Origin of the sequence: Mesorhizobium sp. BR1-1-3 (assembly GCF_020165455.1) — a bacterium.
Lineage (GTDB): Bacteria > Pseudomonadota > Alphaproteobacteria > Rhizobiales > Rhizobiaceae > Mesorhizobium > Mesorhizobium ciceri.
The window spans coordinates 636,895-653,914 of record NZ_JAIUIC010000001.1; the positions used below are offsets into that span (position 1 = coordinate 636,895).

The 17,020-nt window shown below is 64.5% G+C and carries 18 protein-coding genes; 5 read left to right on the forward strand and 13 right to left on the reverse strand.

What is annotated here, in order from left to right:
* Positions 1-51 precede the first annotated feature (51 nt).
* Both LB559_RS03190 and LB559_RS03195 read right to left on the reverse strand, forming a co-directional pair.
* Positions 52-1,701 (reverse strand): ABC transporter substrate-binding protein, encoded by a 1,650-nt coding sequence (locus LB559_RS03190; protein WP_224673013.1) that lies wholly within the window; start codon positions 1,699-1,701, stop codon positions 52-54.
* 42 nt (positions 1,702-1,743) lie between these two features.
* Positions 1,744-3,294, reverse strand: coding sequence for a trimethylamine methyltransferase family protein (locus LB559_RS03195; RefSeq protein ID WP_013532332.1), 1,551 nt, complete (start codon positions 3,292-3,294; stop codon positions 1,744-1,746).
* Between the two features lie 90 nt (positions 3,295-3,384).
* On the opposite strand from LB559_RS03195, the gene LB559_RS03200 reads away from it, so the two are divergent.
* On the forward strand, positions 3,385-4,287 hold the full coding sequence (locus LB559_RS03200) for a LysR substrate-binding domain-containing protein (RefSeq protein ID WP_013532333.1): 903 nt from the start codon (positions 3,385-3,387) through the stop codon (positions 4,285-4,287).
* 74 nt (positions 4,288-4,361) lie between these two features.
* A complete protein-coding gene (gene mutL, locus LB559_RS03205; RefSeq protein WP_224673014.1) occupies positions 4,362-6,236 on the forward strand; it encodes a DNA mismatch repair endonuclease MutL in 1,875 nt (624 codons plus the stop codon).
* Positions 6,237-6,308: 72 nt separating this feature from the next.
* Here the strand turns inward: mutL and LB559_RS03210 are convergent, their stop codons facing one another.
* The 4 genes from LB559_RS03210 to LB559_RS03225 form a co-directional block, all read right to left on the reverse strand.
* On the reverse strand, positions 6,309-6,560 hold the full coding sequence (locus tag LB559_RS03210; protein ID WP_024504824.1) for a hypothetical protein: 252 nt from the start codon (positions 6,558-6,560) through the stop codon (positions 6,309-6,311).
* A 10-nt stretch (positions 6,561-6,570) separates the two neighbouring features.
* Positions 6,571-6,897: an antibiotic biosynthesis monooxygenase family protein gene (locus tag LB559_RS03215; protein WP_024504825.1), complete on the reverse strand. Its 327-nt coding sequence runs from the start codon at positions 6,895-6,897 to the stop codon at positions 6,571-6,573.
* A 57-nt stretch (positions 6,898-6,954) separates the two neighbouring features.
* Entirely contained in the window at positions 6,955-7,830 is an 876-nt protein-coding gene (locus tag LB559_RS03220; protein ID WP_224673108.1) for an alpha/beta fold hydrolase, read from the reverse strand.
* 84 nt (positions 7,831-7,914) lie between these two features.
* Positions 7,915-8,808, reverse strand: a complete 894-nt coding sequence (locus tag LB559_RS03225) for a DMT family transporter (RefSeq protein WP_024504827.1) — start codon at positions 8,806-8,808, stop codon at positions 7,915-7,917.
* A gap of 92 nt (positions 8,809-8,900) precedes the next feature.
* On the opposite strand from LB559_RS03225, the gene LB559_RS03230 reads away from it, so the two are divergent.
* Positions 8,901-9,827, forward strand: a complete 927-nt coding sequence (locus LB559_RS03230; protein WP_224673015.1) for a LysR family transcriptional regulator — start codon at positions 8,901-8,903, stop codon at positions 9,825-9,827.
* Positions 9,828-9,866: 39 nt separating this feature from the next.
* Here the strand turns inward: LB559_RS03230 and LB559_RS03235 are convergent, their stop codons facing one another.
* Complete coding sequence (locus LB559_RS03235) at positions 9,867-10,502, reverse strand: hypothetical protein (RefSeq protein WP_224673016.1); 636 nt, start codon at positions 10,500-10,502, stop codon at positions 9,867-9,869.
* 77 nt (positions 10,503-10,579) lie between these two features.
* Here LB559_RS03235 and LB559_RS03240 point away from each other — a divergent pair, with 77 nt between their 5' ends.
* On the forward strand, positions 10,580-10,813 hold the full coding sequence (locus LB559_RS03240) for a DUF2093 domain-containing protein (protein WP_013532341.1): 234 nt from the start codon (positions 10,580-10,582) through the stop codon (positions 10,811-10,813).
* Here LB559_RS03240 and lpxK read toward each other — a convergent pair.
* The 6 genes from lpxK to LB559_RS03270 form a co-directional block, all read right to left on the reverse strand.
* On the reverse strand, positions 10,810-11,835 hold the full coding sequence (gene lpxK, locus LB559_RS03245) for a tetraacyldisaccharide 4'-kinase (protein WP_013532342.1): 1,026 nt from the start codon (positions 11,833-11,835) through the stop codon (positions 10,810-10,812). The genes LB559_RS03240 and lpxK overlap by 4 nt on opposite strands.
* 1 nt (position 11,836) lies before the next feature.
* A complete protein-coding gene (gene waaA, locus LB559_RS03250; RefSeq protein WP_013532343.1) occupies positions 11,837-13,153 on the reverse strand; it encodes a lipid IV(A) 3-deoxy-D-manno-octulosonic acid transferase in 1,317 nt (438 codons plus the stop codon).
* Complete coding sequence (locus tag LB559_RS03255) at positions 13,150-13,941, reverse strand: lysophospholipid acyltransferase family protein (protein WP_013532344.1); 792 nt, start codon at positions 13,939-13,941, stop codon at positions 13,150-13,152. Before LB559_RS03255 ends, waaA begins: the two co-directional genes overlap by 4 nt.
* 5 nt (positions 13,942-13,946) lie before the next feature.
* Positions 13,947-14,192, reverse strand: coding sequence for a DUF4170 domain-containing protein (locus tag LB559_RS03260; protein WP_013532345.1), 246 nt, complete (start codon positions 14,190-14,192; stop codon positions 13,947-13,949).
* 103 nt (positions 14,193-14,295) lie between these two features.
* Positions 14,296-15,099: a 3'(2'),5'-bisphosphate nucleotidase CysQ gene (locus tag LB559_RS03265; protein ID WP_013532346.1), complete on the reverse strand. Its 804-nt coding sequence runs from the start codon at positions 15,097-15,099 to the stop codon at positions 14,296-14,298.
* On the reverse strand, positions 15,086-16,429 hold the full coding sequence (locus LB559_RS03270) for a TldD/PmbA family protein (RefSeq protein ID WP_224673017.1): 1,344 nt from the start codon (positions 16,427-16,429) through the stop codon (positions 15,086-15,088). Before LB559_RS03270 ends, LB559_RS03265 begins: the two co-directional genes overlap by 14 nt.
* A 166-nt stretch (positions 16,430-16,595) precedes the next feature.
* Here LB559_RS03270 and LB559_RS03275 point away from each other — a divergent pair, with 166 nt between their 5' ends.
* Positions 16,596-17,012: a VOC family protein gene (locus tag LB559_RS03275; protein WP_013532348.1), complete on the forward strand. Its 417-nt coding sequence runs from the start codon at positions 16,596-16,598 to the stop codon at positions 17,010-17,012.
* The last annotated feature ends 8 nt before the right edge of the window (positions 17,013-17,020 follow it).

Here is a 17,020-nt window from a genome sequence, read left to right on the forward strand (position 1 = left end):
ATCCTGCATATCGGCTTTTTTGCGGCTCATGAAGTCCTGCAGCACCTTGTTTCAGCCGTCCAGCCAGACGTTCTGAAGGTCCATCTCGAATGTCTGGTGGACACCATAGTTCTTCACCTTCTTGCTCATGTGGCTGTAGAGCTTCTGCCAGAAGGGCTGAATAATGACGCCCGAATCCTGCAGGATCTGCTCGACATCCTTCATGACCTCGCGTCGTTTCTCCACGTCGATGAGCGAAAGCGCCTGCTTGAGCTTGGCATCAAAATCGGGGTTGGAATATGCCGATTCATTCCAGGCCTCGCCGGTGCGATAGCCGAGCGCCAGCACCTGCACGCCAAGCGGGCGCATGTACCAGATCGTCATCGAATAGGGATATTTCGTCCAGTCGTTCCAGAAGGTCGAACCCGGCAGCACCGTGCGCTTCACCTTGATCCCGGCATCGCGCAACTGGCCGGCAATGGCGTCGCCGGTATTCTTCTGCCAATCGTCCTCGATGGTGATCAGCTCATGCTCGAAGTCGGCCTGTCCGGCTTCCGCCATCAGCTTCTTGGCGCCGGCGGCGTCGCGTGTCTTCTTGGGCAGCGCATAGTATTCCGGATGGATCGGGGCGACGTGGTGGTTTTCACCAGGGGTGCCTCGCCCGGCATAACCGAGTTCGAGGACCGCATTGTTGTCGACGGCCATTTGCAGGGCGTTGCGCACCCGCTTGTCGTCATAGGGCTTGTGGGTGATGTTGGTGCGGGCAACCAGCGTCGTCGCCGTCGCCACCTCCGATTTCACCAGATCCATCTTGTCGAGAATGTCGATGAAGTCGGCGGGCGACTCGAAATTGAGGTCGATCTCACCGGATTCGAACGCGTTCACGGTGGCGTTGAAATCGGTGCCGTAGTCGACGAACTCGACCGTGTCGAGCGGCGCCTCTCCACCCCACCATTTGCCATTCTCACGACGCTTGACGACCGCCTTCTGGCCGACATCGTAGGAGACCAGTTCGAACGGTCCCGTGCCGATCGGCTTCTTGATCGGATCGGCACCCTCGGCATCGAAGCTGCGATGGACGACGAGCGCCGGATAGTCGGTGAAATTCGGGATCAGTGAAATGTCTGGTTCGCTTAGCTTCAGCTTGACCGTATTGTCGTCGACCTTGGTGATCGCGCCATCCCTGGCCTTGCCGGTCTTTGCGTCGATCAGCGCGCCGACCCGGGCGGCCATGGAATTGCCGGCGACATTCTTCTCGCACCAGCGGGTCAGATTGTGAGCGACGTCATCGGCGTTGAAGGCATCGCCATTGTTCCACGTGATGCCCTTGCGCACATGCAGTACGTATTCGGTGGCGTCGTCGTTGATATCCCAGCTTTCGAGCAGGACCGGCTCGAAGGTGAATTGCCTGGTATAGCGGACAAGCGGCTCCAGCCAGCAGCGCGAAATGTTCGCCAGTTCCACCCAGTCGTAAGTGCGCGGATCCTTCTGTCCCTTCACCGACATCGAGACGCGCAGCGTTCCGCCTTTCTTCGGCTCTTCGGCCAAGGCCCGATCCGGCACGGCAAGGCCGATCATGCCATAGGCAAGAGCCGTCGATGCGCCGAAGGCGCTTGCCAGCGCCAGGAACTCGCGCCGGTCGACACGACCCGCGCGTGCTTCGACCGCCATTGCCTCGATAGCGCTCGGCACGCGATCGCCACTGCTTCTGAAGAATGCCATTTTTTCCTCCCGTCTGGTTCCCTTTGATCTTGGTTCTTCGCCTCAACTGACGCTGTCCGGCAGCCTCTCCTCGCGCCGCGCGATGAAATCCATCAGGCCATCGGCGATGCCTTCGTCGAGCTTCGGCTCCTCGTAATCCGCCAGCATGTTGCGCGCCTTCTCGCGGCCGCGCGTGTCGTGGTCCTTCGCCCCTTCTGCCTTCCACTGTTCGAACGAATTGAAGTCCATGATCGAGGGCATGAAGAAGGCGGATTCGAAATGTTCCAGCGTGTGCTGGGTACCGAGGAAATGGCCCTGCGGTCCCACCTCGCGGATTGCCGCCATGGCTTCCTTGAAATCGTCGAACGGCAGGCCGCCGGCATATTTGTACCAGCCGATGAGCTGTTCGCAGTCGGTGGCGAATTTCGAATAGCCGCAGGTCAGGCCGGCCTCGAGCCATCCGGCGGAGTGCCAGATGTAGTTGGCGCCGGCGAGGATGGCGGCATGCATCAGCATGTTCGCCTCGTAACCAGCCTGGGCGTCGTTGAGCTTCGACCCGACATGGAAGCCGGAGGTGCGCCACGGCAGCCGGTATTTCCGCGCCAGCGCTCCCATCAGATACATCATCTGCGCCGCCTCGGGCGTGCCGCCCATCGGAGCACCGGTCTTCATGTCCACCGTGACCATGAACTGTCCGTAGATCTGCGGCGACCCTGGGCGCAGCAGCTGCGTAAAGGCGACGCCCGCCAGCGCTTCCGCATTGACCTGTGCCACAGCGCCCACGGCGGACGCCGAAGTCGAGGCGCCGCACAGTGCAAAGGGTGCGAGGATCAGCGGCTGGTTGCTTCGCGCATAGACCTTCATCGCGTCCAGCATGGTGGCGTCCCACACCAGCGGCGAATTGCAGTTGGTGATCGACACCAGGACCGGATTGTCGCGGACGTAATCCTCTCCGAACACGATGCCTGCCATCGCCATCGTGTCTTCCGCCCGCTCCTTGGACGTGACGATGCCCATGAACGGCTTGTCGGAATGCTTAAGCGCGGAATGGATGATGTGGAGGTGACGCTTCGGTACCGCGATTTCCATCGGCTCGCAAATGACCGAACTCGATGAATGCAGCGCCGGCGCCATGTAGGCGAGTTTGTGGAAATTGTTGAGGTCGGCGAGCGTGCCGTAACGCCTGTTGTTGTCGAGATCGCGAACATAGGGCGCGCCATACATCGGCACGAAGATGGTGTTGTTGCCGCCCACCCGCACCGTGCGCTGCGGATTCCTCGCATTGAGCGTGAACTCCGACGGGACCTTCGACACCAGTTCCATCAGCAGGGCCCGGTCGATCCGCACACGGGTTTCCGAGACATCCGCGCCCGCCGCCTTCCACAGTGCGATCGCCTCGTCGTCGCGGAACTCGCAGCCCACCTCTTCGAGGATCAAGAGCGACTCCTCGTGGATCAGTTCGACTGCCTCATCGGGGACCATCTGGTAGACGGGGATCTGGCGGACCAGCGTCGGGAACGACGTTACGGGAGCTCCGCGCAGGGCCTTGCGCCCCAGGCGGCCGCCACTGCGGCGGTTGGCATGTTCGGTCACTTCGGGGGCCGGTGCGTTCATGGCAACTCCATTCCACTCATGAAGGAGCCTAGCGCGACAAAATGGTGATGTGACGCTGGAAAATCCTGATCTCTTGTATAAGCTCAGCTTATGCGAAGCTTGCGCCACCTTCTGCCTTCGGCCGGCAGCCTGATCGTCTTCGAGGCGGCCGGGCGGCTGTCGAGCTTCACCGCCGCCGGGCGCGAGCTGGGCATGACGCAGGCCGCCGTCTCCTATGCCGTGCGCGGACTGGAAGAACAGCTCGGCGCCAAGCTGTTCCAGCGCCGCCACCGCCAGGTGCTCCTGACCGAGGCCGGCGAGCGCTTCCATGCCGACGTCTCGCTCGGCCTTTCGCACATCCGCAAATCGGCGGAGGATCTGCGCCTGCAGGCGACCGGCGGTCATGTCACGCTGGCCGCCTCGACCGCGTTCGGTTCGTTCTGGATGATGCCGCGCCTGCAGCAGTTCCGTGACGAGCTGCCGGGCATCGACCTGCGTATCCAGACTGCCGACCGCGACCTCGACATCATCGCCGAAGGCATCCCGCTCGGCGTGCGCGGTGGCGCGCCGCGTGACTGGCCGGACTATCATTCGTTGCCGCTGGCTGACGAGGAGATATTTCCCGTCGCCGGCACCAGCTATGCGGCAAAGTTCGGCCTGCCCAGATCCGCTGCCGAACTGGCCACGCACCGCCTCATCCATCTGGAGGAGCCGTATCGCGAGGCGGCCAGTTGGGACGAATGGTTCCAGTCGGCGGGCGCCAATCTCAGCGATACCGCGCGCGGCCTGCGCATCAACGACTACGGCCTGGTGATTCAGGGTGTCATGGAAGGCCAAGGCATCGCGCTCGGCTGGCGGCATCTCGCCGAGCGGCTGCTGGCGTCGGGCCTGCTGGTGCCGGTGACGGATCATGTGCTGAAGACCGGCAAGGCCTTCTATGTCGTCTGGCCGAAGAACCGGGAGCTCAGCGACAACGCCCGCAAGGTGCGCGACTGGCTGGCGGCGCAGGCATAAGTCGTTTTCCACTGATCCACCGCTGGCGCAATTCTGCCCCTCCCGCGCGACGCGAATCCGCCTATAGTGCCGCCATGCCCATCCGCCAGCTTTCCGAAACGATGATCAACCAGATCGCCGCCGGCGAAGTCATCGAGCGTCCGGCGAGCGTGGTCAAGGAACTGGTCGAGAATGCGCTCGATGCCGGTGCTTCGCGCGTCGAGATCGTCACATCGGGCGGCGGGCTGAACCTGATCCGCGTCACCGATGACGGCTCCGGCATTCCCGAACGGGAGCTGGCGCTGGCGATCGCACGTCACTGCACCTCCAAGCTCACCGAGGATATCAACGACATTCGCTCGCTGGGCTTCCGCGGCGAAGCGCTGCCGTCGATCGGCTCGGTGTCGCGACTTTCGATCCGCTCGCGCACGGCAGCGAGTGACAGCGCCGCCGAGATCGGCATCGAGGGTGGCCGCGTCCTGCCTGTCAGGCCGGCGGCGGCCAATCGCGGCACCACGGTCGAGGTGCGCGACCTGTTCTTCGCAACGCCGGCCCGATTGAAGTTCATGAAGGGCGAGCGCGCCGAAAGCTCGGCCACCAGCGATGTGGTCAAGCGCATCGCCATCGCCTTCCCCGCCGTGCGCTTCACGCTGGCCGGCTCGGACCGCTCGACACTGGAATTGCCGGCGGCGGATGACAGCGCGGAAGGCAGCCTGCGTCGTGTCGCCCAGGTGATGGGCGCCGACTTTCCCGACAATTCGATTGCCCTCGACGCGATGCGCGATGGCGTGCATCTGACCGGCCACGTGTCGATCCCGTCCTTCACCCGCGCCAACGCGCTGCAGCAATATGCCTATGTGAACGGCCGCCCAGTGCGCGACAAGCTGATCGCCGGCGCCATACGCGGCGCCTATGCCGACGTCCTGCCGCGCGACCGCCATGCGGTGACGGTGCTGTTCCTGACGCTCGATCCGGCCATCGTCGACGTCAATGTCCACCCAGCCAAGGCCGATGTGCGCTTCCGCGATCCCGGCCTTGTGCGCGGGCTGATCGTCGGCGCAATCAGGCAAGCACTGGCCGATGCCGGCGTCCGCGCCGCCACCACGGGTGCCGCCGGCATGATGGCGGCGTTCCGGCCAGGGGCCGCATCCTACGGCCACGGCGGACCGGCAAACGGCCACCGCAGCTACGACGCGGCCTACCGCGCGTCGGGTCCGTCCGGCTTCGATCCTGCCCGATCGCCGCAGCGGCCGCTCGATATGGGTTTCGATGGTGCGGGCCTCGAGCAGCGCGGCTTGCGAGAAAGCGGGCAAGCGGCTTTCGATGCCGGTCCGCTTGCCAGCGCCGATGCACGCGCAGGGCAGGATGAAGCGGCCGAGACGTTGCTCGGCGCGGTGCTGGGCGCGGCGCGCGCCCAGGTGCATGAGAACTACATCGTCGCCCAGACTAGGGATTCGCTCATCATCGTCGACCAGCATGCGGCGCATGAACGGCTGGTCTACGAGGCGCTGAAGAATGCGCTGCATTCGCGCCCGGTGCCCTCGCAGATGCTACTTCTGCCCGAAATCATCGACCTGCCGGAAGAGGATGCCGAGCGGCTTGCGCTGCATTCGGAAACGCTGGCCCGCTTCGGTCTCGGCATCGAGCGCTTTGGCCCCGGCGCTGTCGCGGTGCGCGAGACGCCGTCGATGCTGGGCGAGGCCAATGTCCAGCAATTGGTGCGCGACCTCGCCGACGAGATCGCCGACCACGACACGGTCGACACGCTGAAGGAGCGGCTGGACAAGATAGCCGCGACCATGGCGTGCCACGGCTCTGTGCGCTCCGGCCGCCTGCTCAAGGCCGAGGAGATGAACGCGCTGCTGCGGCAGATGGAGGCGACGCCCGGCTCCGGCACCTGCAACCACGGCCGCCCCACTTATATCGAACTCAAGCTGGCGGATATCGAACGGCTTTTCGGACGGCGATAGCTGGGGACGGATTGCGGGCCTATCGCTTCGCCGCTCGAGGTCGGCAGGTCAGGAGGCCGGCCGACAATGTGGTCACCCGCGATTTTCGTCCAGCGGCCTGAGTAGCGCGATCGCAGCCGCCGCCAGCAGGAGGATCGCACCGGTGATTTCAGCCCAGCCGACCGCCTCGCCGAAGAGCCAGGCTCCTGCCGCCAAAGCGGTCAGCAAATAGCGTGCAGCCGCCAGCAGGCGCGGAGGCGCGTCATTGAGACCGAGCTTGATCGCGGCCCAGGTCAGCCCCCAGATCAGCGACATCACCGCGAAGAAGAAGAGGTTGCGAACCACCGATCGGCGCTCAGCGCAGTCCCCGACGATCGACAAGTATCCGATGGATTTCGATCCGCTCCGGCAGCTCGATCAGGAACTCGGCATCGCGGTCCAGATGATGGACTTTGGTCGGTTCGCCTTTGGTAAAGGCGGTCATCGCTTGCATGTCGGCCCAATACGAGATGGTTGTGAACCACGTCTCGGCATCACGGTCCTCGCGCAGCAACTGGACGCCAAGCGCCGTCTTCTCGAGGGGCGGAATACCCTCGGCACGCAGGTATGGCTCATAGGCGTCGGCGATGTCGCGGCGGGTGCGACCGCGCCAGATGCGCGCGATGGTCGGTGTGGTCGGCATGAGGTTCTCCTTCAGTCAGGCGGACAGCAAACCGGGCATAGCGGACGCCAGTTGTGATCAGCCGTGAACACGAGCCAGGAAATCGCGGACCAGCGGCAGCGCATCGTCGAAATGTGTCTCGAGCAGCCAATGACCCGCCCCTTCGATCAGATGCAGTTCCGCATCGGGCAGATCGCGATGATAGGCCCTTGCCGATGCCGCGGGCATATAGCCATCCTCTGGCCCCCAAAGGATCAGCGGGGGTGGATGGTGTTCACGCAAATAAGCCTGGTAGCGCGGAAACCAGGTGAGATTGGCTTCCAGCTTCTCCATCAGACCGACGGCGATCTGCCGACGAACCGGCGTGTTCATCAGTGGCCAGTGAAGGCTCCAGAGATCGGGCGGCACGCGCATGGCGACGTCGTCAGCCACTTCCCCGATGAACTCGGCCCGGAACCCGTCCTCACTTACCGCGGCCTCGAGCGGACGGTGCTTGCCGGGCGTCTTGTCGGTCCACCAGGCCTTGATCGTGGCGTATTTGGGTCCAAGCACGTCCTCGTAGATGTCGCCGTTCTGGATGATCAGGGCGCTGATCCGCTCCGGGTGCGAGATCGCATGCCGGAGTCCTATCTGCGAGCCATAATCATGCAGCCACAAGGCGTAGCGTTGGAGACCGAATTTATCCGCAAGCTTGGAAAGCACGTCGCAATAGGCGTCGAAATCATAGCCGAAGGTGGCCGGATCGGGTGTGCCGCTGTATCCGAAGCCAGGCCAGTCGAATGCAATCGTCCGCCAGCGGTCGGCGAGCGCCGGCATCAGTCGGCGGAATTGGAACGAAGAGCAGGGATAGCCGTGCGGCAAGAGCAAGACAGGTGCTTCTAACGGCCCTGCCTCGCGATAAAAAATGGATAGATCATCCAGTTGCATGCGTCGGTGCGTCGTTGCACCCGGCATTCGGACCTCCGTCGAACAAACCTCGGCTAAACGCGTTTGATCGAGGGATCGTTCCGAATGGGGGAAGCGGACGGTCGGCAATATTCATCTCTTCAAATTCACCACGATGACACCGCCCAGCGCCAGCGCGCCGCCGATTATGCCGAGCAGAGTGGGAACTTCGCCCAGCCAGAAGAAGCCGATCAGCGCGGACATCGGCGAGACCAGATAGAGGAAGTTGGAGGCACGTGCCGCCGGCAGACGCGACAGCGCGGTCGCCCAGGCGGCATAGGCGATGAGGCTGGGCACGATGCCGAGAAAGATGACGGCGCCGAGGCCTGCTGTGTCGGCGACCGCCGCCTGCGAAAAGGCCGACGGCAGGAAGGGGGCCAGGCATAGTGCGCCGAGCACCATGTTCGAAGCCGAAATGGTCAATGGATGATGGCGGGCAAACAGCGGCTTCTGGACGATGGTGTTGACGGCCGAGCACAAGGCCGAACCAAGCACCAACAGAGCACCGGTGTTGAACGACAGGCCATGCCCGTCGGCCATGGCGATGATGCCTATGCCGGCGAAGGAAATCACCGTACCGATCCAGGCCACGCCTGAGAAGCGCTCGCCCAGCAATGCCATCGCCATGATGGCGGTGAAGATCGGGCTGACATTGATGATGAAGCCGGCGGCACCGGCCGAGACGGTCAGTTCGCCGAAATTGAGCATGACGGTGTAGAGCGCGACGAAGATGGCGCCGCCAAAGACCAGGCGCCACACTTCGTCGAGCCTTGGCAGCGCCGGGCGCTTGACGGCCAGGAAGATCGCCGCCGGCACAGCGGCGATGGCAAAGCGCAACGCACCCAGTTCCAGTGGGCCGAAGGCGGCGAGACCGGCTCGGATAGCGGGAAAGGCGGAGGCCCAACCGACCACCGTCAGCGCCACCGCGATGGCTGCCGTGGTGTCCATTCGCTGTGTCGAATTCAACGTGCCCGTTATCTCGCTCATCTCACCGCCCTCGTATTTCTTCGGTCCTGAAAGGCAGAAAACGCCTTTTCACCCCGGTTGACAAACGACGAAATCGAGGATCACCTGTGACTATGGATCACAGCTCGGACACAATGGTGCCGCTCGAAACGCTGCGCGCCTTCGATGCGGCGGCGCGGACAGGCAGCTTTTCAGCGGCCGCCGAAAAGCTCAATATCACCCATGGCGCCGTCAGCCGGCAGATCGCCAAGCTCGAGGACTGGCTGGGATTGAAAGTCTTCGACCGTGGTGCGCGCGGCGTCTCGCTGACGATCGAAGGCAACAGGCTGCATCTGCGCACGGCGGAAGCCTTTGCGCTGATATCGACCCATTCCGACCGCTGGGTCGAGCCGCGTGGCACGGCGGTGGTGCGGCTGACCTCGATCCCCTCCGTCAGCGGGCTGTGGCTGATGCCGCGCATGGCGACTCTGGAGAACAATCCCTCCAAGCTGCGCATCGTGCTCGATGTCGACATCCGCCAGGCCGACCTTGCCGATGAAGGCATCGACCTCTCGATCCGTTGTGGACGCGGCGGCATTCCGGGCCGCATCTCGGTGCAACTTTTCGAGGAACATGTCTTTCCCGTCGCGTCACCTGAGCTTGCCCGCGAGATCGGCCGCGGCGACCCTGCCCGGCTGCTCAAATATCCGCTGATCAACGATTCCGACGCGTCGGCCTGGCGCGCCTGGTTTGCCGCGCAAGGCATGGATTACCGCCCGCGCCCGCAGGACCGCCGCTTCGAGGACTACAATCTGGTGCTCGACGCCGCCGCCTATGGGCTGGGCATCGCGCTGGCCCGCCCGCCGCTGACCGGACATCAATTACAATCGGGCCGCATCACTCCCGTCGATGAGCGCACAGCCCTCAACCCGGTATCCTACTGGCTCGACCGGCCGATGGGGCGGCCGCGTGCCGCCGCCGCCGACCTCGCCCGCCGCATCGCAGCAGAGGCCGGGCTGGCCCAGGAAAAGATCGAGGCGTTTATCGAAGCCGAGCGATAGGCCTTCCGGACCTATATGGAAAACCGGCCGATTCGAAGCTCAACGAAGCAACAACAAAACGAACCCAAGGATCACCGCTCCCAGCAAACCGGCCATTATCGAAACAAAGCCAATTTTCACCAGCAACTGCTCAGGGTTCGGCACCGCACCATGGGATTGATTGGCCGGCCTGTGCCTGCCCGCCGGCGTACCCAGGGCGGTAGCGTTGCGCGGGACTGGAGCCTGCGGCGGGATAAGCGACAGCAATGACAGCCCCGCAACCCTGGCGGAGGCATTGTCATTGGCGGTTGTCGAAGGCGGCAAGAAGGCTCGCAGCGTTTCGGCTTCGGGTTTTGCCTTTCTCGCCACGACTGTTGCCAACGCCGCCTCTTCGCCCGTCTCAAGCTGGGCAAGATAGGCATCGACGATGCCAGCGGATGCGATCTGCTGCGATTTGACGGCCATCGGCGCCGCCGGCAAAATCAACAGCGCCGGCGCTGTCTGCTGCGCGAGCAGAGACGGCGCCGGCGGTTGGACCAGCGCCTTGACCAGTGCCGTCATCACGGGATCAGCCTGCCCCAAGGGCACGGCTTGCGGCGTCATCACTTCCCTAAGCAGGGCGGGAAGACGGGTGGAGGAAACGTCCATTGCGGCCCACCAACGACATTTTTCCGCTTCACAATAAGCGTTCAGCATTGTCTCAGGCTTGTCTCATGCTTGACCTCGCCGGGAATTTATGGCGATGAAATCCTCATGAACCCTGGCGTCCCCGCATGATGAACCGTTTCGAAGGCCCCGGCGGCAAGGAAGCCCGCATCCGCTACCTGGATGGCGACTTCCAGGTTACCAGCCCCGGCGCGTTCGTGCGCTGCGCGGTGACAGGCGAAAGCATTCCGCTCGACGAGTTGAAGTACTGGAGCGTCGCAAGGCAAGAGCCCTATATCAGCGCCACCGCCTCGCTACGCCGTGAAATCGAGATGCATCCGGAGCTGCGTAAGCGCAGTTAACCCTTCAGCTTGCGCTGGCGCCAGGCATCGAGCGTCTCGTCGATGATGCGCTCGGGAACGTGATCGAGTTCGAAGACCGTGTCGATCTCCAGCACCTCGAGCCGGTCGAGAAAGTCCTGTGAGGCGCCGTGGCGCAGCCGGGCGGCGTCCTTGGCGGTGGTGATGAGCACCAGCCCCTCAGTGCGTGCGGTCGCCGCCAGCTCGGCAAGTTCGTCCTCCGCATAGAAATGATGGTCCGGAAACGGCCGCGTCAATGCCAGTTCGCCGCCGGCCTCGCGCACCGTGTCGAAGAATTTCTCGGGATGGCCGATACCGGCGAAGGCGAGGAACCGCTTGCCGGCAAGCCCTGCCTTGCCGCTTGGCTCTGTATGGGCCTCGAAGATCGCCCGGCCGGCGCGTGCCGCCTGGCGGACCACGCTGTCGGCGGCAGTGCCCTCGCCCATTTTCAACAACCCGCTGGTGAAAACCAGCTGGTCGACGATTTTGGCCCTGAGCGGCCCCCCCGGAATGACGCGGCCGTTGCCGATCCCGTAGCGCGCATCGACCACGACTAGCGCATAGTCGATGTGGATGCGGGCGCTCTGGAAGCCATCGTCCATGATCAGGAAATCGCAGCCATTCCGTTCCAGCAGCAGCCGGGCGCCGGCGGCGCGGTTCGGCGTCACCGCCACCGGCGCGTGTTCGGCGAGCAGCAGCGGTTCGTCGCCGACATGCCGGGCGCTGTCGTGGTCGATATCGACCACGTGCGGCTCGGCGAAGGAGCCGCCATGGCCGCGCGACAGGAAGCCTGGTTTCAGATGCATGCGCTTGGCCTGCTTGGCGAGCGCGATGGCCACCGGTGTCTTGCCGGTGCCGCCAACCGTGAAATTGCCGATGCACAGAACAGGTGCTTCGATCTTCTCACGCTTGGCCCGCCGCATGCCGCGGCCGGCGGCAGCCGCATAGATGGCCGACAGCGGCGACAGTGCCAGGACCCGCCAGTCCGGCTCTTCCCACCAGAATGGTGGTGCTTCCGAGGCCACGCTAGCGCCCGTTCGCGCCCTTCAGGCGCGACTTGACGACCAGCGGCTGGATGTAGGGCTCAAGCGATTTCAGCGTACGCGCCAGCGCACCGCGCATCTCGTCGACGGTCGCAATGCCTGCCGCCATCATCTCGTGGCGCGCCACTTCGTTGGTCAGGAGGAAGTTGACGGCACCGGCCAGCATGTCGCGATCGCGCACCAGCTTGGCGCCGCCGCTGTCGAGGAGACGCTGGTAGGCCTCGCGAAAATTCTGCACATTGCGCCCGGCGAGAACCGCCGTGTCGAGCATGGCCGGCTCCAGCGGGTTCTGGCCACCCTCGGAGGTCAGCGAGCGGCCGACGAAGGCGATTTCCGTCAGCCGGAGATAGAGCCCCATCTCGCCGATCGTGTCGCCAAGCAATATGTCGGTGTCGGCCGTGATCCTGTCGCCCTTGCTGCGCCGCGCGACCTTCAGGCCCATGCCGGAAATCTGCGCCGCAAGCGCCTCGGCGCGATCGGGATGACGCGGAACGACGATCGTCAGAAGACCATGGTGGCGCTTGTGCAGCGTCGCGTGGACTTCAGCCGCGACCACTTCCTCGCCGTCATGGGTCGAGATCGCCGCCCAGGTCGGGCGCGTGCCTATCTGCCGCCGCAGTGTCGCCAGCGCCCGTTCGTCGACCGGCGGCGGCGACGTGTCCACCTTGAGGTTGCCCGACACCGTCACCGGCCGCGCGCCGAGCGCGAGAAACCGCTCGCCATCGACATCCGACTGCGCCACGACGTGAGCCAGGTTCTCGAACAGCGCCTCGGCGATGTTGGCGCGTTTCTTCCACGATTTGAACGAGCGGTCGGACAGCCTGCCATTGACCAGCACCTGCGGCACGCGTCGCGCGCCAAGCTCGAGGATGGTCATCGGCCAGATCTCGGATTCGGCGATGATTGCCAGATCCGGCTGCCAGTGATCGAGGAACCGGCTGACCGCCGGCTTGAGGTCGAGCGGTACATATTGATGGATGATGCGGTCACCGAGCCGCTCGTCGGCGACCTGCGCCGAGGTGACCGTGCCGGTCGTCAGCACGATGTTGACGCCGTAGTCGAGGATGCTTTCGACCAGCGGCACGACGGCTATGGTCTCGCCGACGCTCGCGGCATGGATCCAGATCACCGGCCCGTCGGGGCGCGCGCGGCCGGCGACGCCATAGCGCTCGCGGCGGCGGTAGCGGTCTTCCTTGCCGCGCGAGGTGCGCCAGGCAACGTAGGGCCCGACCAGCGGATAGGCTGCCGCACCCGCGAATCGGTAAGCCGACAGCATGGCCCGTGCCCAGCGGCCGCTCATCGCGGAGCATCCACGAGACGGTAAGCCTCGGCGGTCGCGGCATTGAGCGCTGTCGTCACTTCCTGGCGCTTGCGCTCCATTTCGGCGTCATCGGCGCCGGCCGCCACGAAGATCGGCTGGCCGATGACGATCGACGAACGGCCGAACGGCAGGTTGATGGTGGTCTTGTCCCAGCTCTTCTCCAGCACCTTGCGGCGGCTGGTGGTGATGGCGACGGGCACAAGCGGCCGGCCCGAGAGGCGAGCCAGGAGAACGATACCAAGTCCTGCGTCTCGCGGCGTGCCGTGCGGAATATCTGCGATCATGGCGACGTTCTTGCCGACGGCGAGCGACTTTTTCAGGGCGATAAGCGCTTTTGCCCCACCCTTGTCGAGGTGCCTGGCATTTTCCCGCCCGCCCGAGCCGCGCACCGCCTCGATGCCGAATTTTTCCAGCATCAAGGCGTTGAGCTCGGCATCGGCGCTGCGCGAAACCATGGCGACCAGCGGCTTGCGCTTGGGATAATAGGCAGGCGTCAGCAGATGCTGGCCGTGCCACAAGGCGATGATGCCAGGCTCGAACTCGGTATAGGCACCGCCCGAAAACCGTGCCGATCCCTCGACGACGCGATTGGTGAGGCGCACGAAGCGGACGAACTGGGCGAACAGGCTGGCGATGGCGTTCTTGACGAATCGCGACTGCGCAAGCGGTTGGCGAATCTTGCGCCAGAAGGCCTTGGTCGTGCGGCTGCGTCCCCTGCCCGTGGGCGCGGCATCGCTTGCTGGCCCTTTCGCCAGGTCATGCTCCATCGAAGTCAACCGGCAGCCTTGTTGTCGGGGTCCAGCAGCCGGTGCAGATGAACGACGAAGTAACGCATGTGAGCGTTGTCCACGCTGGCTTGCGCCTTGGCTTTCCACGCCGTGTGCGCGGATTGATAGTCGGGATAGATGCCGACGATGTCGAGCCCGTCGAGATCGCGGAATTCGGTGCCGCCAAGCTTCTTCAGTTCGCCACCGAACACCAGATGCAAAAGCTGTTTCTTTCCGTCTTCCGCGGCCATGTCGGTCCTTCACATATCGTGAGTTTGTCACAGGTCTAGACCAAAGCCGCCGACTTTGGAACCTTTAGGGCGAGATGAATTCATCTCGCCCGGGAAAACGCTTTCACGTGTCCAGACCGGCGATGACGCCGGCGAGCACGGCCAGCAATTCACCGCTGCCGGCAGCAAGGGCGCCGTGACGAGTCACCTCGCCGGCATAAAGTGGAGCGCGGCCATGCTGGTCGAGCAGCTGGCCGCCGGCCTCGCGCAGGATGAGGTCGGCCGCTGCAATGTCCCAGTCATGCGCGTTCGGCTTGACGAAAGTGGCGTCCAGCGCGCCATTGGCGATCATGGCCAGCCGATAGGCGAGCGAAGGGCTGTAAGGCGCCCGCTTCAGCCGCGCCTGCCATTCGGCAGGCATCAGGTCGGTCAACTGCTTCAGCCCGGAAATCTCGGCCGTTTCCGCCAGCTTGCGAACCGCAATGCGCTTGCCGTTGCGGAAAGCACCCTGGCCGGGCAGCGCCCAATAGGTCTCCTCCATCGCCGGGCATTCCAGCACGCCGGCCAGCGTGCGGCCATGCTCGACGACGGCGACGCTGACGCACCAGGTGCGCTGGCCTTCCAGGAAACCGCGCGTGCCGTCGATCGGGTCGACGACGAAGGTGCGGCGTGCCGAAAGCCGGACCGGATCGTCAACTGTCTCTTCCGACAGCCAGCCATAATCCGGCCGCGCCGCCAGCAATGTTTCGCGCAGATAGGCGTCGGCCGCGTGGTCGGCCTCGCTGACCGGCGATGTGCCGCCCTTCATCCAGACTTGCGGGCTGTTGCCGAAGTAGCGCATGGCGATCACCCCCGCCTCGCGGGCGGCATCGCGCAGCAGCGGCAAGTCTTCGGTGGCTCCGGCAGTGGTCAGGTCATGCTCCGGCAAGGGTCATGCCTTCGATCAGGAGCGTCGGCGCCGCGGTGCCGAAATTGCGGTCGAGGTCATCGGCCGGCACCATGTTGAGGAACATCGTCTTCAGGTTCGAGGCGATGGTGACCTCGGCGACGGGATAGGCCAGTTCGCCATTCTCGATCCAGAAACCGGAAGCGCCGCGGCTGTATTCGCCGGTGACCATGTCGACGCCCTGGCCGAACACCTCGGTGACGTAGAAGCCGGTCTTGAGCGATTTGATCAGCTCTTCCGGCGACCGCTCGCCGGGTTCGATGGCGAGATTGGTGGAGGATGGCGTCACGGAGGAGCCGCTGCGTGCGCCGCGGCCGTTGGTGACGAGGCCCAGCTCCCTTGCAGCCGAGGTCGACAGGAACCAGTGATTGAGCACGCCCTTCTCGACCATCAACAGCTTTTCGCCCTGGACGCCTTCGCCGTCGAACGGACGCGAGGCCTGGCCACGCCGCCGGAGCGGCTCGTCGGTGACGGTGATGGCGGAGGCGGCCACCTGCTTGCCCATCATGTCGCGCAGGAACGAGGTCTTGCGCGCGACCGAGGCGCCGTTGATGGCGCCGGCGAGATGGCCGGCGATGCCGCGCGCGACGCGTGGGTCGAACACCACGTCGACCGGCCCGGTCGCCGCCTTGCGCGCGCCGATGCGGCGCACGGCGCGCTCGCCGGCCTTGCGGCCGATGTCCTCGGGCGCATCGAGATCTGCAAAATGCTGGCGCGAGGAGAATTCATAGTCGCGCTCCATGCCGGTGCCCTCGCCGGCGATAACGCTGGCCGAGCGCGAAAAACGCGAGCCGACATAGTGGCCGAGGAAGCCGTGCGAGGTGGCCAGCACCAGGCCGCCCAGCCCGGCACCGGCGCTGGCGCCGGCCGAATTGGTCACGCCCTTGACGGCAAGCGCTGCCGCTTCCGCCGCCAATGCGGCTTCCTTCAACTGGTCTGCCGACACTTCGGTGGCGTCGAACAGGTCGAGATCGCGCGTCTGTTTGGCGAGCAATGCCGGATCGGCCAGCCCTTGATAGGGATCCTGCGGCGACACTTTCGCCATCGCCACGGCGCGCTCGGCCAGCGTTTTCGGGTCGGACGCCGCTGTCGCCGAGACACTCGCCACGCGGCCGCCGACGAAAACGCGCAGCGCCACATCCTCGCTTTCGGAAGCTTCGGTAGCCTCGACCTTGCCGAGACGCACCGACACACCGGTCGAGCGGCCGCGCACGGCCACCGCGTCGGCGGCATCGGCGCCGGCCTTTTTGGCAGCCTCGACCAGGGCCGCGACGCGGTCGGTCAATTTTGCTGCGTCTGATATGTCGGTCATGCCTGAAATCCTGCTGGTGCGGCCGGTGTGCGGCCGTTGCCCACCCATCTATTGTTCCGGTCCGGCTTGTGCAATGGCATAGGCTTCAATCAAAATGCAGGGGGGACGGTTCAAACCGCGAACCCTGTGACGCAAAATCGGTTCGCAGCCTGCACGGAGCATTTCGATGACGCCTTTCCATCTCGCCTTCCCGGTCCGTGATCTCGATGAAACCCGCGTTTTCTATGGCGAGGTGCTGGGCTGCGCGATCGGCCGCTCGTCAGCGACCTGGGTCGACTTCGACCTCTACGGTCACCAGATGTCGGCGCATCTGCGGCCGCAGGCCGCACAGGCCCCCAGCGACGGCAAGGTCGACGGCATTGTCGTGCCGATCCCGCATTTCGGCGCGGTGCTCTTGATGGACGACTGGCAGCGCCTGGCGACACGGCTGGAGGCGCGCGACGACATCGACTGGCTGGAACGGCCGATGGTCCGCTTCAAGGGCGAGCCCGGCGAACAGGCAACGCTGTTCATCCGCGACCCCTCGGGCAATGCCTTGGAATTCAAGGGCTTTCGCTCGCTGGAGCAGGTTTTCGCGCACTAGCTCAGATC

What these genes read in the sequence shown, in the direction of transcription:
- LB559_RS03275 (WP_013532348.1), top strand. Translation starts at nt 16,596, where the DNA reads ATGACGCCTTTCCATCTCGCCTTCCCGGTCCGTGATCTCGATGAAACC.
- LB559_RS03220 (WP_224673108.1), bottom strand. Translation starts at nt 7,830, where the DNA reads ATGCCGGGTGCAACGACGCACCGACGCATGCAACTGGATGATCTATCC.
- LB559_RS03255 (WP_013532344.1), bottom strand. Translation starts at nt 13,941, where the DNA reads ATGGAGCATGACCTGGCGAAAGGGCCAGCAAGCGATGCCGCGCCCACG.
- waaA (WP_013532343.1), bottom strand. Translation starts at nt 13,153, where the DNA reads ATGAGCGGCCGCTGGGCACGGGCCATGCTGTCGGCTTACCGATTCGCG.
- LB559_RS03200 (WP_013532333.1), top strand. Translation starts at nt 3,385, where the DNA reads ATGCGAAGCTTGCGCCACCTTCTGCCTTCGGCCGGCAGCCTGATCGTC.
- LB559_RS03235 (WP_224673016.1), bottom strand. Translation starts at nt 10,502, where the DNA reads ATGCTGAACGCTTATTGTGAAGCGGAAAAATGTCGTTGGTGGGCCGCA.
- LB559_RS03195 (WP_013532332.1), bottom strand. Translation starts at nt 3,294, where the DNA reads ATGAACGCACCGGCCCCCGAAGTGACCGAACATGCCAACCGCCGCAGT.
- LB559_RS03190 (WP_224673013.1), bottom strand. Translation starts at nt 1,701, where the DNA reads ATGGCATTCTTCAGAAGCAGTGGCGATCGCGTGCCGAGCGCTATCGAG.
- LB559_RS03225 (WP_024504827.1), bottom strand. Translation starts at nt 8,808, where the DNA reads ATGAGCGAGATAACGGGCACGTTGAATTCGACACAGCGAATGGACACC.
- LB559_RS03215 (WP_024504825.1), bottom strand. Translation starts at nt 6,897, where the DNA reads ATGCCGACCACACCGACCATCGCGCGCATCTGGCGCGGTCGCACCCGC.
- LB559_RS03230 (WP_224673015.1), top strand. Translation starts at nt 8,901, where the DNA reads ATGGATCACAGCTCGGACACAATGGTGCCGCTCGAAACGCTGCGCGCC.
- LB559_RS03260 (WP_013532345.1), bottom strand. Translation starts at nt 14,192, where the DNA reads ATGGCCGCGGAAGACGGAAAGAAACAGCTTTTGCATCTGGTGTTCGGT.
- LB559_RS03270 (WP_224673017.1), bottom strand. Translation starts at nt 16,429, where the DNA reads ATGACCGACATATCAGACGCAGCAAAATTGACCGACCGCGTCGCGGCC.
- mutL (WP_224673014.1), top strand. Translation starts at nt 4,362, where the DNA reads ATGCCCATCCGCCAGCTTTCCGAAACGATGATCAACCAGATCGCCGCC.
- LB559_RS03240 (WP_013532341.1), top strand. Translation starts at nt 10,580, where the DNA reads ATGATGAACCGTTTCGAAGGCCCCGGCGGCAAGGAAGCCCGCATCCGC.